This is a genomic window from Rhodococcus sp. BH4, assembly GCF_002079265.1.
Lineage (GTDB): Bacteria > Actinomycetota > Actinomycetes > Mycobacteriales > Mycobacteriaceae > Rhodococcus_F > Rhodococcus_F qingshengii.
This window is the reverse complement of the sequence record NZ_CP014941.1, coordinates 482,734-498,281: the sequence shown is the minus strand read 5'-3', so window position 1 is coordinate 498,281 and position 15,548 is coordinate 482,734. Positions and strand designations below refer to the sequence as shown.

The following is a 15,548-nucleotide window of genomic DNA, read 5'->3' as shown; positions in this document are numbered from 1 at the left end:
CACTGATCAACTCCCGGTATCTAGGCCTGAAACGAGTTCGGAAATCACACTGCCGTCGAGGTGGTCGAGGAGGTCGCGGGCGTCGTCGTACACGGCAGCCGCACCCGCACCTTCGAGTTCGTCGGTCGACATGCCGCCGCTGCGCACTCCCACAGCCACAACGCCCGCCCATGTCGCCGCCTTCATGTCCCAGACGGCATCCCCGACCATGACCGCATCGCCCGCGTCGACACCTGCCTTCGCGAGCGCGACCTCGATCAGGTCCGGATCAGGTTTGGCCTCGTCGACGGATTCCGAAGAGGTGGCGGCGTAGATCATTTCGTCGATGTCGAGCGTCCGGCGTAGCAACTTCAGTTCGTCGTCCGGCGCCGAGGTAGCGAGCACCACGTGCAGTCCGAGCGAGTGAACTCGGCGGATCAACTCGCGCGCTCCCGGCAGTACTCGGAGACGGTCGGCCGACTGCCGGTAGTACGTGGTGTGAAGTTCTTTGGCTCGCGGTCCGCACCCGTCGATGTCTTCGCCGAGCAAGGACTCCAGTAGTTGGTCTCCGTCCATGCCGATGCTGCGGTGTACCCGCCACGCGTCGACCGGGCGACCTACCTCGAAGAAAGCTCGCGACCACGCTTCTACGTGCAGATAGTTGGAATCGACGAGCGTTCCGTCGATGTCGAAGAGAACCGCACCTATTGCCATGGGAATTGACTGCCCAACACCTCGGTTCGCGAAACTTGTGCCCCGAGCATTCTCAGCTCGAGAAGCGGATCATGGAGAGTGCGAACAGCAGAAGTGAACGTCGAACAGGGGTGTCGTCATGGAGTCAGTCGTTGTATTCCTTCTCGCATGCTTCGTCTATTGGTTTGCGCTTCTGTAGTTGGGTAGACGGAAACGGACCGCTGCCGGGAAGTGATTTCCCTTGCAGCGGTCCGCATTCGGTAGACCTAAGCGATGCTCATGTCAGCGGGTCACTGACCTGCGCGTACACCTTCTTCGACGCGCTTGCCCAAATCTGCGTCGACGTTCTTCCAGTACTCGAAGACACGCAACAGAACTTCCTCACTGACGCCGGCAAGGGCGTGGCCGACGATGTTGCTCACCAGGCGCTCACGAGCTGCGTCGTCGAGAATTTCACGGACCAGCGTTCCGGCCTGCGTGAAGTCGCCGTCCTCGGCGTGCTCGATGTATCCGGCGCGCACTGCTTTGCCGTCGAACGCCCACAGTCCTTCGTCACCGGCAACCGACGGATCGGCATGCGGTCCGCCGTACGAGTTCGGTGCGTACACCGGCGTCGACGGGGAATTGAAGCTGTAACGCATGGCGCCCTCCTTGGAGTAGGAGTTCACCTCGTTCTTCGGGGCATTGACCGGCAGGTCGGCGTAGTTGGTGCCGATGCGGTAACGATGTGCGTCGGCGTAGGAGAAGACGCGGCCGAGAAGCATCTTGTCCGGGCTGAATCCGATGCCGGGCACCACGTTCGACGGCTCGAACGAAGCCTGCTCGATCTGCGCGAAGAAGTTCTCCGGGTTGCGGTTCAGCGTCCACTTGCCGACCTCGATCAGTGGGTAGTCCTTCTGGGACCAGACCTTGGTGAGGTCGAACGGGTTGAAGCGGTAGCCTTCGGCCTCGTCGACCGGCATGATCTGAACCTTGAGTGTCCAGCTCGGGAAATTACCGGCCTCGATGGCGTTGTACAGATCCGCGCGGTGGTAGTCGGGATCGCTACCGGCGAGGCTGTCTGCTTCGGCCTGCGTCAGGAACTCGATGCCCTGATCGGTCTTGAAGTGGTACTTCACCCAGAAGCGTTCACCCGCAGCGTTGACCCACTGGTAGGTGTGCGATCCGAAGCCGTCCATGTTGCGCCAGGTCTTCGGGATACCGCGGTCACCCATCAGCCAGGTCACCTGGTGAGCGGTCTCGGGACGCAGAGTCCAGAAGTCCCACTGCATGTCGTGGTCACGAAGACCGGAGCCGGGCAGTCGCTTCTGCGAACGAATGAAGTCGGGGAACTTGATGGCGTCCTTGATGAAGAACACCGGGGTGTTGTTGCCGACGAGGTCGTAGTTTCCCTCTTCGGTGTAGAACTTCATCGCAAAACCGCGCGGATCGCGCCAGGTGTCCGGGCTGCCCTGCTCACCGGCGACGGTGGAGAAGCGGACGAGGGACTCGGTCTTCTTACCCGGCTGCAGGAACGCGGCCTTGGTGTACTTGCTGACGTCGTGTGTGATGACGAGTTCACCGAAAGCGCCGCCGCCCTTGGCGTGGACGATGCGCTCCGGGACACGCTCGCGGTTGAACTGCGCGAGCTTCTCGATCAGGTAGTGGTCGTGAAGGAGCACCGGCCCCTGAATACCCGCGGTCAGCGATTCGTCATCACTTGCGACCGCGATACCGAAATTGTTGGTGGTGGGCTTGGTCATGGCGAAGCCTCCTAGCGTTGTGGGCTGGGCGTCAGAGGAGCGGGGCTGCATCCGAGTCGAACGCATGGGCTGCATGCGAGGTGGCTGACTCGGAGGTTCTGGACGCATCAATTCGATTCTGCGAGACCGCGTCCGACTCGGTGTCGGATTCGGCAGAATTCTTCAGGCAATCTTCGCAACGGCCCCAGAACACGACCTCGGCTTCGTCGATTTCGAAGCCGTGATTATCGGAAGGTTCGAGGCAGGGAGCTTGGCCGACAACACAATCGACGTCGACGACCTTGCCGCAGCCGCGACAGACGAGGTGATGGTGGTTGTCACCAGTCCTCGTCTCGAACCGTGCGGGCGAACCCGCCGGCTCGATGCGTCGCAGCAATCCTGCGTTCACGCATGCCTTCAGCACGTCGTAAACGGCCTGTGTGGATACCGATCCGAGCTGCTGCCGCACGAGTGCTGCAACAGAATCGGCGTCTGAATGCGGTTGGGCTGTAACCGCATCCAGCACGGCGAGGCGCGGAGCAGTGACCCTCAACCCGACGGCGCGCAATTGCGCTCGGGGGTCGAAGTCATGCTCTCCGTCTCGCATGTTTCCCAGTATGCCGCTTTTCTGGAATTAGTCAAGAAAAGGATTGCCTAAGTTGAATCGAGACCGGTGTCACATATCAAGGACGGGAACAAATCCGGGGAGACCGCCGTTGAACACCCTGTCGGCGTCCGAACAAGCCCCGGGCCCCACCCCTTTTGTCGCTGCGAGCGACCACCCGCCGAGAGGCGCCTGTGGGACGTCGACACCTGACTTTCACACCACACGACCAAGGCCGCCCGGTCACTGACGGGCGGCCTTGGTCGCTTTTTCGCAGGTCAAACCCCCGTTACCGACGCCTGGCCGCTCCCGTAGTCATTTTTCCGCCCAGAATCACGACGCCGTGATGGGTGCCCGCAGCCAACCAGTCCGGCAGGGTCTGCCCCTCTGCCTCGACGCTCACGCGCGCGTATCGGAACGATCCCGTCAGCCTTGCCGACGCGATCGCCAGACCTCCACCGGACTCCGGCTGCGCAAATCCCAACGCCCCGGCAATCGGCAGACGCGGCCCGAGCATCCGCGTATCCGAACGCACCCGCCATCCGTCGCCGGTTGCAGTGAAATTCTGCTGCACGTCTCCGTCGAACTCGGCCAGAACCTTGGGTAGTTGCCAGTGGACTCGCCCACCGTGCACCGACGGTTCCGAATCCACCGCGATGAAAGGGACCGCCATCCGCGGCATAGGCCCGATCCGTTTCCCTGGCGCATGCAAGACCGGACTGGCGAGGATCTCGCGATACGGGCCGACCGGCGAATCGAGGTAGTCCACCATCATGGCCACCGTCATCGGAATCGTTCGACCATCCGGGCCGAGCTCGCGTGCCGCCGACGTACTGCGGTGCCACCACAGTGTCGCGCGAACGCGAGCCGGCCACGGCGGCGGATCACTCACCGGCCAATCGACGCGGTCACTTGTCGATTCAGGCACGCTCCACATCGGACACCTTCTCAGCTCGAATGGTCAGGGGAAGCTGCAAAGCGCCTGGTGCATGCGTCGGCACCACCGGATCGGACGGCAAAGTCGGATCGATACGTACGTATGGCTCGCCGGTCTTCGGGCGGGCGTCCGCGCCACCCTTGTTCGGCCACATCGCGCACGCTCGTTCCGCCTGCGCAGTGATGGTCAGGGAAGGATTCACTCCGAGATTTGCGCTCACCACCGAACCGTCCATGACGTGCAGTCCCTCATGACCGTATGCACGCAGATACGGATCGACGACGCCACTCGACGCGCTGTCACCGATCGCGCAGCCACCCAGAAAGTGTGCCGTCATCGGGATGTTCACGATCTCGGCGATGGAACCACCCGGGTCGCCGTCGATCTTCTCGGCGACCTTGCGAATGGCTGTATGACCCTGCGGAATCCACTGAGGAGGTGGATCGCCCGGTCCCGGTCTACTGGTGAGGGAGCGCCCGAATCGTTTGGTGTTCTTGGAAAGTTCGAGGGAGTTGTCGTCGGTCTGCATCACCAGCGCGATGACGGTTCGCTCGGACCAGTTCCGTACCGACAACGACCGCAAGAACGCTCCTGGGTGTCGGGCCGCGACTGCCAGAGTCTTCAGCACCCGGGGAGTTCGCCCACCGCCGTCACTCAGGACGGTCTGCAGAAGTCCTATTGCATTGCTGCCCTTGCCGTATCGCACCGGCTCGATGTGCGTGTGATCATCCGGGTGAAAGGACGACGTGATGGCTACGCCCTGCGTGAAGTTCCGTCGACGCGACTTCGACGTTGCGGCCAGTACGGCTTCGGAATTGGTACGTACGACGGTGCCGAGAGTGTCCGACAGGCCCGGCAGGGCACCGGATTCCTTCATACCGAGCAGCAGTCTCGCCGTTCCGTACGTTCCGGCGGCAACCACCACCTGATCGGCGGTGAACCGAACTTCTCGCCGGCGGACGCCGTCCGTTCGCCTCGCGAGCAGGCGGTAACCACCGCTTGCCGCCGGCCGAAGGTCGGTGACGGTCGTGAGCGGATGAACCCTGGCGCCCGCTTGCTCGGCGAGATGGAGGTAGTTCTTGACCAGCGTGTTCTTCGCACCGACTCGGCAGCCGGTCATACATCCCCCGCATTCCGTGCAACCTGTGCGTTCGGGTCCTTTTCCGCCGAAGAACGGGTCCGGCACGGAAACTCCTGCCTCCCCGAAGAAAACCCCGACGGGGGTGGACGTGAAGGTCTCCCCCACGCCCATCTCTTCGGCTACGTCCTTCATCACCGCATCGGCAGGAGTGAAGGACGGATTGGTGCGAACACCCAACATCCGTTTGGCCTGGTCGTAGTACGGCGCCAGTTCGTCGTGCCAGTCAGTGATGTGCGCCCACTGACGGTCTTCGAAGAACCGATTGGGTGGCTGATACAACGTGTTGGCGTAGTTCAACGACCCACCTCCGACGCCGGACCCCGCCATCACGAGCACATCCGGAAGAAGATGGATGCGCTGAACCCCATAACATCCGATCCACGGCGCCCACAGGTACTTTCGAAGTCTCCAACTGGTTTCAGGCAACTCGTCGTCGGCAAACCGTCGACCGGCTTCGAGCACCCCGACACGGTAGCCCTTCTCCGTCAGGCGAAGAGCGGCGACACTGCCACCGAATCCCGAACCGATAACCACCACGTCGTAGTGCGTCGCGGTCATGCCTCGACGCTTTCGATCTTGCGAGCGGAGTAGTTCTCCCGATCGAAATGCTCCAGCAGCGAACGGAATTTGAAAGTGAACGTCGGCCACTGCACCGAGTTGCGCCCCTCCGGATCGATGTACCAACTCGAGCATCCGCCCTTGTTCCACACCGTGTGCTGCAACTCGTGCTGAATTCCCTTGTTGTAGTGCACCTGCTCCGTCTCGTTCACGTCGAGGGCATCGATCCGCTCTCGCTTCATGGTGTTCAAGGCGTCGTTGACGTACTCGGCCTGGGACTCGAGCATGTACACGATCGAACTGTGTCCGAGGTTGGTGTTCGGACCGTACATGAGGAACAGATTCGGGAACCCGCTGACCGCAGTACCCTTGTACGCGTTGGGACTACCGTTCCAATGTGCGGCCAGCGTCTCGCCACGTTTTCCGGTGATCAGATGCGCAACAGGCGGTTCCGTCGGCGTGAACCCCGTGGCGAAGATGATGGTGTCGACCTTGTGCTCGACTCCGCGTGCGTCGACCACTCCGTTTTCGGTGACCGAGACGAGCCCACTGTCGACCAGACTCACGTCCGCGCGGTCAAGGGTGCGCAACCAGTCGTTGGACAGAAGCATGCGCTTGCAACCGATCGTGAAATCGGGAGTCAGTTTCCGGCGCAACTCCGGATCTTTCACCTGTCTGCGCAGATGGAGGCGCGCGGCCGCCTCGAAGGCAGGCAGCACCCACGTCGCGTGCGACATCGCGGCGCCGAGTAGCTCGCGGAAGCCGTAAACCCACCCTCGAATCACCTTCTGTGTAACGGGAATCCGCGAGTACACGGCCTTCTGTGCAGCAGGCAGGGTGCGATCCATCCGAGGGATCACCCAGGCCGGAGTTCGCTGGAACACGGTGACATGGGCAGCAGGGTCGGCAATTTCGGGAACGAACTGAACCGCCGACGCTCCCGTTCCGATCACGGCTACGCGCTCGCCGCGCAGTTCGTGTTCGTGGTTCCACGTCGCCGAATGGAAAGTGGTCCCGGAGAATTGGTCGAGACCGGGAAAATCCGGGATCTTGGGCGTCGACAACGCTCCGGTCGCGGCGACCAGAGCTTTGGCCGTCAACGACCCTCGAGATGTCCGAATACGCCACAGCGCCGCATCCTCGTCCCACACAGCAGCTTCGAGTTCGCAGTTCAGGACTACGCGTTCCACGATGCCGGTGTCTGCGGCCACCTTCTTCAGATAGTTGTAGATCTCGGGTTGACGAGCAAAGGTATGACTCCAATCGGCGCTCGGCGCAAAAGAATACGAGTACAACGCCGTCGGCACGTCACAGGCACAGCCTGGATAGGTGTTGTCGCGCCAAGTGCCGCCGATGTCAGCTCCACGCTCGATCAACACGACGTCTGCAGCGCGATTGTCGCGAAGCATTCTGGCGGCCAAGCCCATACCGGCAAATCCGGCACCGACGATCAGCGTTTCGACATGTTCGGGAAGCTTCACTTCTTCTCCACTCGGGATTGCCAGGCCGGCAACAGTCGCGCTCTGAGCGCGTCGTCGGCTTCGGATGTACGAAACAGGGCTGAGACGGCAAGCCCACGAACGAGTTCGATGGTGAGTTCGACCGACTCGGAGTCGAACCGATCACCGAACAACTCGGCGCTGCCGAACTCGAGCGCCTCACTCACCTTGCGTTCGAGGGGCACCGTCGCCGCATGCAGAACGGGATCGGTCCGCGCCGCGACCCACAATTCGAGGGCGGCATAGAACAGCGGCCCGGAGAACGCGTCCGACAGGACCTCGAGGCCTCGACCACGATCCACTTCAACGGTGAGGAATTCTTCCAGCCGCTTGTCGACCAGATACTCGACGGCCGCGACGACCAGCGATTCCTTGGTCGGAAAATGATGCAGTTGCGTACCCCGCGAGACGCCTGCGCGGCGGGCGATCTCTTGCGTGCTGGTCCGTGCGTAGCCCAGCTCGACCAACGATTCGACGGCGGCGTCGAGGAGGCGCCCACGCATCGCCGCTGTACGTTCGGCCTGGGTACGGCTTACTTTCGCATCGGAAGTGGTCTCGGTCACAAGATAACTGTAGAGCCGAAACGTAAAACAGTCCAGGCTGACTTCAAATCTTGACACGTAACATACCGGTCAGTCAGCTCTGCCTGATAACGTCCTCGCAACGAGCGGAGGGAAACAATCGCTATGCCAGAGCAAACAGCATTTCCACACCGCCGTGTCGGGTTGGTGGAAGACCACGAGTCGGTAGCAATCGGCGTGTCCGTGATGCTCGAGGACGAGCCGGACCTCGAATTGGTGTGCATCGCGACCACTGTGTCCGAGATGCTCGCTCAGAACGTCGCCTTGGATCTGGCAATCCTCGACCTCCGGCTGGCCGACGGTTCATCGCCCAAGAGCAATGTCGAGCAACTGCGGGCCGCCGGGCTCGAGACATTGATCTTCACCGGGGCGGAAAACCCGTACCTCGTTCGCTCGGCCGCCCGTGCCGGCGTACTGGGTGTTGTACGCAAGTCCGAACCGACTGCCGTCGTGGTTGATGCGATACGCGCCGCCGCGTCGGGAAGGCAGGTGGTGACGACAGAGTGGGCTGCCGCAATCGACGGGGATCCAGGTCTCGACGAAGTGGGTCTGAGCCCTCGACAACTCGAGGTCCTCGAACTTTACGCATCCGGAGAGAAGGCGGATCGAGTTGCGCGACTCACCGGTTTGGCGCCGCAGACGGTTAACGACTACCTCCAGCGCATCAGGCAGAAATATGCGGCTGTCGGACGACCCGCACCGACAAAAACGGATTTGTACAAACGCGCGGTCGAAGACGGGGTATTACCAATTCCTGAACGGCCTACTTCCGGAAAAAAGCTGACTTTGACTAACAATGAGGTTCGGCAACAATAACTCTCACAGCGCTGCCCCTGAAAATATGGGCAGAGGAATTGATGTCTGGGAAAAATTTCCCTCTTCGAATTACATTCATCTGACAAGAAGACGGCACTGTCGGGGGTCTGTCATTCCGCTACAGAGAAGTAAGGACGAAACTCATGACAGTCACTGTGGAAAACTGCATGGCACAGGATCCCGTCGGACCGCACCTTTCGGAGCGCGAAATCGAGGTTCTCAGGGAATGGCTACTGAGTGATTCGAAGTCACGCGTCGCTCAAAACCTCTACATCAGCGTGGGAACGGTGGGGACCCACCTGTCGCGGATTCGCGAGAAGTATGCCGACGTTGGAAGGAACGCACCGACGAAATGCGAATTACTCGTGCGAGCGATACAAGATCAGATAGTGACGATCGACGAACTCTGATCGACAGAGTTGCTTTCGACAAAACAGCCAGTGCTTCTGACGAAATTCTGAGGCTCTTCGGCCGTTTCATCGGTGCCGGCTATGTCTGCTATCTGATATTGCTTGCCCCTGCGATTGCAGAAGCCACCACGATGTCTGCGTCGTGGTGGACTCCACTGGCGGTGGTCGCGACTTTCGGCAGTGGGCTGGCGCTGGGAGCATCGACGTTCCACGCCGACACCCGATGGGTGAAACGAACTGCGAGCGCAAATGCGGTTCTCTACGTCGTGGTCATCCTCCTGTGGTGGCCGGCGTGGAATGGTGACCACGTCACAGATTTCACCTTGTGGATTTCCAATTTCCCCGGCGTCGCCAGCCTTGCTGCCGCTGCAGCTTGGCGACCGGCCGCTGCCGTCGTGCACCTTTTCGTAGTGGCAACACTCGCACAGTTGACCAATCACATAATCCGGACGAGTCCCACGACGCACCTGTTGGTTCCCGACCTCGCCTTCGCCTGGACATTTTGCGCGGTTTTCGTAGCAGCGGCCGTCATGGCCTTGCGAACCGGACGAGTACTGGATGCGACCATCGCCACCACTCATGCCGCTGCCGCCGGCGCCGCCGCGGCCGAGGCCAAATCCGTCGAACGCGAGAGATTCGACGCACTCATCCACGACACCGTGATGTCGACTCTGCTCGCTGCTTCGAGAAACGATGCCGATCCCTCGGTCGTCGCTCAGGCGCGAAGGACGGTGGCAAGACTCGACGAACTGCGCTCTGGAACCGACCACGAGACGAGTTTCGACTTCGACGGAATCCTCGCTCAGTTGCGTTCAGCCGCTTCGGAAGTGGACGAAAACATCACGTTCGAGACCGCCCTCTCCGACGGGTCTGATCCGAGCGGATACGCACCCGACTCGATTCGTACGATGGCCGGTGCGATGGCCGAGGCACTGCGCAACAGCGTCAAACACGCCGGAAGCAGTGCACGGCGTTCGGTCACGGTCACGGCAACCGCCACCCACCTCGAAGTAGTCGTCACCGACGACGGCGTCGGCTTCGATCCGAGCTCCGTCGAGACGCACCGCCTCGGAATCACTGTCAGCATCCGCGGCAGAATGCGTCAACTCGACGGCGGATCGGCAACCATTCGATCGTCACCCGGCCGCGGCACTTCGGTGACTCTGACGTTGAGCTTGCCCGTAGCGGTGATGACATGACCAGACCGGACGGACGAGATGTCCGCGATCTTCTCGGCATGCACAGCCGTGCTGCTCGATTCATGGCTGCATGCTTCGCGCTCACCTGCGTGATCTCGGTCGCCTACACGTCGTCCGACGTCCGCGCAGTCTGGCCGATGATCTTGGCAATTATCGTGTGCTCGACTGCGGCTTTCACACTCGTTCTGAGCAGAGGCGACCCGATGCCGCTGGGGCAGAGCGTTCTGGTGTCTCTGACCGGCGCCGTCACGAGCGGCCTGGTGTTGTCAGTGGTTCCAGTCCCCGTCAACGACATGACTCAACTCTGGATGTTCGGGATGTCGACGGCAGTCTTCACCTTCATGTGCGTTCGTGGGCGTACAGCACTCGCGTGGCTCGGGCTTGGACTCATGGTGTTGGTGACCGCCATCTGGTCCTCCACCACCGGCCAGGGGGCCATGTACGGAGTGTCGTTGACGGTCATCAACGCGGGCCCTGTTCTGATGTCGACCTTCTTCGCATACACCATCCGTCCTCAAGCCAGGGTTATCTACGAACTTCGTGAGCAGTCCACCCAACGAATTGCCTCTGCATCCGCCAGTGCTGCGATTCTCGAGGAACGCGACGCTCAACTCGACAGGCTCGATGTCCTTGCACGCCCGCTCCTCGAACGGGTCGCTTCCGGGGTTCCACTGACAACCACCGAGCGGCAAGAATGCGAACTCCTCGAGGCGCAACTCCGAGATTCGCTGAGGGCGACAGGCTTACAACAAACAGATGTCATCGATGCTGTGCGTGCCGCTCGAAACCGTGGCGTCGAAGTGGTCCTGCTCGACGACCACGGAATGGATGGCGCGAACCCCGACGTGCGCGACCGAATCCACTCGAGCATCGTCCGGGAACTCACCGCGATCACGCGAGGAAAAGTGACCATACGGATCCTTCCACCTCGGCGTACCGCTATGGCCACGATGCTGGTCGACACTGAAGACGTTCGACGAATCGAGTTCGATCACAACGGAATGCAGCTGCTACGGCAGGGAGACCGGGGGGAACTCGGCACCTCGTCCATGTCCGTCGATCCGACTACAGACAGCGCCGTCGAACCCGAATAGCTTTCGAGGAGAGTGAGATTCACCGCGTCGATCACCAGGAGAAATGAATGATCTTCGAACTGCGTCCAGCGCATGTCGCACGTGCCCTCGCCGCACTGTGCGCCCTTCCGATTCTGTGGACCTTCGCAGTAGAGGGAATCACCACGACAACGGAATACGACTACAGCACGGGCGAAGTGTCCTCGTCGAGCGACCTGGGCTCTCAGATCGGAAGCGTCGCGATCTGGATCGTCCTCGCGATCATATTTGCCGCCGGTGCATGGTATCTGGAGAAGCAGCGCATCGGTTGGCCGCCGGCGGCGCACGAGCAGCTGGTCAAACTGCAGCTGGCATCACCCAACCGAGAAGAGTAAAGGTCCCTACCGCTTCCGATCGCCGGCGCGGAGAAGATTGCTGGGAACCGTATGGCCCACTATCTCCTCTGCAACGGCAGCGGCACGAATGCTCGCATCCAGGTCGATACCTGTCGCGATGCCCATGTCTTCGAGCATGTAGACCAGTTCCTCCGTCGCGATATTGCCACTGGCACCGGGAGCGAACGGACAACCACCGAGACCTCCGGTGGACGCGTCCAGGTTTCGAACACCGTGCTGCACAGCCGCCAACGCGCAAGCAAGACCAGCGCCACGCGTGTTGTGGAAGTGCGCACCCAAGCCGAAGTCACCTACTCTTTCGCCCACAGCGTCGATCAATCGTCCGACACGTCCCGGCGTGGCAGTGCCGATGGTATCTGCGATCGAGAACTGATCAGCACCGAGCTCCTTGGCCTGCTCCGCAATCCGCAGAACACGATCCGGGTCGGTTGGACCGTCGAACGGACAGTCCCAGGCTGTGGCCACGATGACCTCCACCCGTCCTCCGGCGTCGTGGACGATCCTGACGACCTCTCCGATACGTTCGGTCGCTTGCTCCGTCGTCGACCGAGTGTTGGCCTCGCTGTGGCCATTCGATGCCGACACAACATATTCGACGGTTTTCATTCCTGCGGCGACGGCCCGTTTCGCTCCACCGATTCCGGCGACCAATGCCGAGAACTCGATGCCGGGCCACTGGTGCAGTTCTGCGGCCAACAATTCCGCGTCGGCCAACGCCGGCACAGCGCGCGGTGAGACGAACGACGTCGCCTCGATACGCGAAACACCCGTCGCAGCCAGAGCGTCGACAAGACGAAGTTTCTCCGCCAGCGACACCGGGTCTTCGATCTGCAACCCGTCCCGTGGTCCGACTTCACGAATACTGACTGCTGGAATACCCACGCCAGGTACCGACATGTCAGATCACGCCCTTCATCTTCAGTTCTGCCTGCTCGTCGTCCGAGAGTCCGAGGAGCCCGCCCCACACCGAGGAGTTGTCGTGACCCGGCGCCGACGCTCCCGCGTTGCGCACGGATCCGGGTGTCTCACTGAAGGTAGGCACGACGCCCAAGCCGAGGACGTTTTCACCGATCCGCTCGTCGTAGTGGTCGACGAGCATCCCCCGCTCGATCAGCTGCGGATCCTTGACGACATCTTCAACCGTATTGATCGGCCCGGCAACAACTCCCACTTCGGTGAGGCGTTCCACCAGGCTGGTGGGATCTTGGAGCGCGACCCAGGCGCTGATCAGTTCGTCGAGCTCGTCCTGATGTTTGCCACGGGCAACATGATTGGAGAAGCGGTCGTCATGCGCTAGTTCCGGTCGCCCCATGATGGTGCACAGACGCACGAAGAGCGTATCCTGATTGGCTGCGATCACCACCCAGTTTCCTTCAGAGGTCTGATAGATGTTGGACGGCGCAATACCCTCCAATCTCGTTCCCGAGGGCTGCCGGATGATCCCGCCCCGATCGTAATCCGGGATCGTGGATTCCTGCACCGCCAGACAGGATTCCGTGAGGGCAACGTCGACCACCTGACCACGGCCGGTCCGCTCTCGTGAGAGCAACGCCGCCAGCACTCCCTGAACGGCGAACATCCCGCCGAGAGAATCTCCGAGCGAAAGGGCAATACGCGGAGGCGCCTGCCCTGGATAACCGTTCAGATGCCGAAATCCGCTGACCGCTTCGGCAACCGAGGCGTAGCCGGCGCTCTTGGCTTGCGGTCCGCTCTGCCCGTAACCGGATACCCTGGCCAACACCAACTTCGGATTGCGCGCACTGAGAACGTCGAATCCCAGGCCCCACTTCTCGAGGGTGCCCGGCCGGAAGTTCTCGACCACCACATCGGCATGTTCGATCAGATTCAGAAACAGGTCTCGTCCCGCGTCGACGCGAAGGTCCAACGTCACACACCGCTTGTTGCGGGCGTGAACCGTCCAGAAGAATCGATGACCGTCCTGCTCGGCCTGACCCCAGGTACGAAGCGGGTCCGGGCGGTCCGGCGATTCGATCTTGATCACGTCGGCGCCCATGTCGCCGAGCAGTTTCCCGGCGAAGGGCCCGGCGATCAAGGTTCCGAGTTCAATCACCCGATATCCGTCCAGGGGCCCGGTGGGCGCACCTTCCGACACAGCTGCCTCCTCTGGGAACTTTTCTCCCCTTGAAGGCTACGTCACCACCCGATATCGCAACATCATGTCGTGGTCTTCGTGATCGAGCATGTGGCAGTGCCAGACGTACCCCTGCAGGTCCCCCATACCGGCTTCTCCGTGTGCCGAGTGGTCTGCCATGGAACCTCTCGCGAAAGTTGCATCCGGATCGAAGCCCAACTCGTCGGCCGTCGGAAAGCGCACGATCACGCGGGTGATCGAGTTGGCATCCACGATGACAGTGTCCTTCTCCCCCGTTTCCCACACTTCGGGAGGCCGCAGCGAAGAGGTCACGAATTCCTCTGCCGACGGCGTCCACCGGACCCCCAAGTCAGGCACCGGATACCGCTGCATCAGTGCTGCAGTGTCGAGGCTTTGGCGTCCCACAACGCGGAACGCCACCAGGTGCAGATGAATCGGATGTGGTTCCGTGGTGATGTTGATCAGATTCCATTGCTCGATGGTTCCCTGACGCGGCAGTTCGATATCCGAATCAGTGAACCGCAAATTGTTGAGCGACATAGCGATCGACGGGTAATCCGAGGGACGCGACAGCTGCATGATCGTGAGATTTCGCACCACATCCGGGGACGCCGGTTCGGCAGCAACGGAATTCAGCTGCTGCGGGATCGAGCCGGTGAATCCCTTTGCGCTGCCCACGTCGAACCGACAGAAGACCGGCATCACCTGCGTGCCGCGTTGCGCCACCGCAAGGGGTACCGGTTCGTCGTTGCGCAATTCCACCGTCGTGCCCGGCTCGAGCATACTGAAGTCGACAAGCAGATCAGCGCGTTCACCCGGACTCAGCCGGACGTGATCCGTCGGCGCAGGAGCGGCCAAAAATCCTCCTTCGGAACCGATCACCCAGAACCGCATACGATTTGCGAAGTGCAGATTCCACACCGAATAGGTTGCGGCATTGAGCAGTCGCAATCGGTACAGTCCGCGAGCCACCTCCACTTTCGGCCATACGACGCCGTTCACTACACCCACGTCACCGGGAGTCGCCGGATCCCAGGAACCCTGCGGAGTGAGCCACGTGGAACGGACACTCTGTTGACCGTCGGAGGTGAAGACCTTGTCCTGCAGAATCATCGGAAGCTCGAATTCGCCGGACGGCAAGCCGAGAGAATTCCCGGTGGTGCCTGTATCTGCGTCGTCACGGAGAAAATACATCCCGACCAGCCCGGCGTAGACGTTGAGGCGCGTCATTCCCATGGCGTGATCGTGATACCAAAGATTGCCGGCTGCACGACCATTCGTGTACTCGTGAACCAAACCTTCGCCCGGACGCTGGATCAGCTCCGGATGCCCGTCGAACTGCGGTGCAGTAACTCCCCCGTGCAGGTGAAGCGAGGTGGGGACCTGTGTGCGGTCGAGGTTGCTGACGCCGTGCAGACCCGGATCGACATCCGCGGCAAGCGGATACGCAGAAATGTCGTTGGCATATCGGACTGTGACGAGCTGATCGACGTGAGCTTCGATGGTGGGGCCGAGATAATCCATTCCGCCGTAACCCAGCGACGGCGACGACGGTAGGTCCGGATGGAAACGGTGCATCGACGAAGCCGCGCGAAGCTCCAGGTTGCCACCCGAAATGCCCGGCAGGACAGGAAGGGTCTCCCGAAACGGTTCCAGCCGGGGTGACGGAAGTTGGAACGGGCGCAGTGGATCGACATCAGGTGGTCGAGCCGTCGCTGATCCAGCGGACAACGCGCTCAGACCGGCCAGCAGGCCAAGCCCTTGAACAAACGATCGGCGACGGATCTTGTGTGACTCGTCCACTCACGGCCCCCTCACGCTGACGGCAT

At 61.3% G+C, this 15,548-nt stretch carries 15 protein-coding genes; 5 read left to right on the top strand and 10 right to left on the bottom strand.

The annotated features are described in order from the left end of the window. Positions 1 to 6: 6 nt before the first annotated feature. From A0W34_RS02355 to A0W34_RS02325, 7 genes are all read right to left on the bottom strand, one after another. The gene (locus A0W34_RS02355) at positions 7 to 693 is read right to left on the bottom strand and encodes an HAD family hydrolase (protein WP_064073526.1); all 687 of its coding nucleotides are present in this window, start codon (positions 691 to 693) and stop codon (positions 7 to 9) included. Between the two features lie 269 nt (positions 694 to 962). Continuing rightward, complete coding sequence (locus A0W34_RS02350) at positions 963 to 2,414, bottom strand: catalase (protein ID WP_081557266.1); 1,452 nt, start codon at positions 2,412 to 2,414, stop codon at positions 963 to 965. Positions 2,415 to 2,445: 31 nt separating this feature from the next. After that, a complete protein-coding gene (locus tag A0W34_RS02345; RefSeq protein WP_003943517.1) occupies positions 2,446 to 3,000 on the bottom strand; it encodes a Fur family transcriptional regulator in 555 nt (184 codons plus the stop codon). 286 nt (positions 3,001 to 3,286) lie between these two features. After that, positions 3,287 to 3,934: a hypothetical protein gene (locus A0W34_RS02340; protein ID WP_081557265.1), complete on the bottom strand. Its 648-nt coding sequence runs from the start codon at positions 3,932 to 3,934 to the stop codon at positions 3,287 to 3,289. After that, entirely contained in the window at positions 3,918 to 5,633 is a 1,716-nt protein-coding gene (locus A0W34_RS02335) for a GMC oxidoreductase (RefSeq protein WP_081557264.1), read from the bottom strand. Before A0W34_RS02335 ends, A0W34_RS02340 begins: the two co-directional genes overlap by 17 nt. After that, positions 5,630 to 7,114 (bottom strand): flavin-containing monooxygenase, encoded by a 1,485-nt coding sequence (locus tag A0W34_RS02330; protein ID WP_081557263.1) that lies wholly within the window; start codon positions 7,112 to 7,114, stop codon positions 5,630 to 5,632. Before A0W34_RS02330 ends, A0W34_RS02335 begins: the two co-directional genes overlap by 4 nt. Beyond that, on the bottom strand, positions 7,111 to 7,635 hold the full coding sequence (locus tag A0W34_RS02325) for a TetR/AcrR family transcriptional regulator (protein ID WP_232330044.1): 525 nt from the start codon (positions 7,633 to 7,635) through the stop codon (positions 7,111 to 7,113). Before A0W34_RS02325 ends, A0W34_RS02330 begins: the two co-directional genes overlap by 4 nt. A 183-nt stretch (positions 7,636 to 7,818) precedes the next feature. On the opposite strand from A0W34_RS02325, the gene A0W34_RS02320 reads away from it, so the two are divergent. From A0W34_RS02320 to A0W34_RS02300, 5 genes are all read left to right on the top strand, one after another. Continuing rightward, entirely contained in the window at positions 7,819 to 8,529 is a 711-nt protein-coding gene (locus A0W34_RS02320; protein ID WP_007732315.1) for a response regulator transcription factor, read from the top strand. 143 nt (positions 8,530 to 8,672) lie between these two features. After that, on the top strand, positions 8,673 to 8,939 hold the full coding sequence (locus tag A0W34_RS02315) for a response regulator transcription factor (protein WP_370333094.1): 267 nt from the start codon (positions 8,673 to 8,675) through the stop codon (positions 8,937 to 8,939). A gap of 131 nt (positions 8,940 to 9,070) precedes the next feature. Beyond that, on the top strand, positions 9,071 to 10,138 hold the full coding sequence (locus A0W34_RS02310) for a sensor histidine kinase (RefSeq protein ID WP_081557261.1): 1,068 nt from the start codon (positions 9,071 to 9,073) through the stop codon (positions 10,136 to 10,138). Continuing rightward, entirely contained in the window at positions 10,135 to 11,232 is a 1,098-nt protein-coding gene (locus tag A0W34_RS02305; RefSeq protein ID WP_065455112.1) for a hypothetical protein, read from the top strand. Before A0W34_RS02310 ends, A0W34_RS02305 begins: the two co-directional genes overlap by 4 nt. Before the next feature lie 47 nt (positions 11,233 to 11,279). Further along, positions 11,280 to 11,585, top strand: coding sequence for a hypothetical protein (locus A0W34_RS02300; protein WP_081557260.1), 306 nt, complete (start codon positions 11,280 to 11,282; stop codon positions 11,583 to 11,585). 6 nt (positions 11,586 to 11,591) lie between these two features. Here the strand turns inward: A0W34_RS02300 and A0W34_RS02295 are convergent, their stop codons facing one another. The 3 genes from A0W34_RS02295 to A0W34_RS02285 are packed head-to-tail and all read right to left on the bottom strand — an operon-like array spanning position 11,592 to position 15,522. Continuing rightward, positions 11,592 to 12,488: a hydroxymethylglutaryl-CoA lyase gene (locus tag A0W34_RS02295; RefSeq protein WP_442971944.1), complete on the bottom strand. Its 897-nt coding sequence runs from the start codon at positions 12,486 to 12,488 to the stop codon at positions 11,592 to 11,594. Positions 12,489 to 12,504: 16 nt separating this feature from the next. Next, positions 12,505 to 13,719, bottom strand: a complete 1,215-nt coding sequence (locus tag A0W34_RS02290; protein ID WP_007732303.1) for a CaiB/BaiF CoA transferase family protein — start codon at positions 13,717 to 13,719, stop codon at positions 12,505 to 12,507. 36 nt (positions 13,720 to 13,755) lie between these two features. Further along, entirely contained in the window at positions 13,756 to 15,522 is a 1,767-nt protein-coding gene (locus tag A0W34_RS02285) for a multicopper oxidase family protein (protein ID WP_081557258.1), read from the bottom strand. Positions 15,523 to 15,548: the final 26 nt, after the last annotated feature.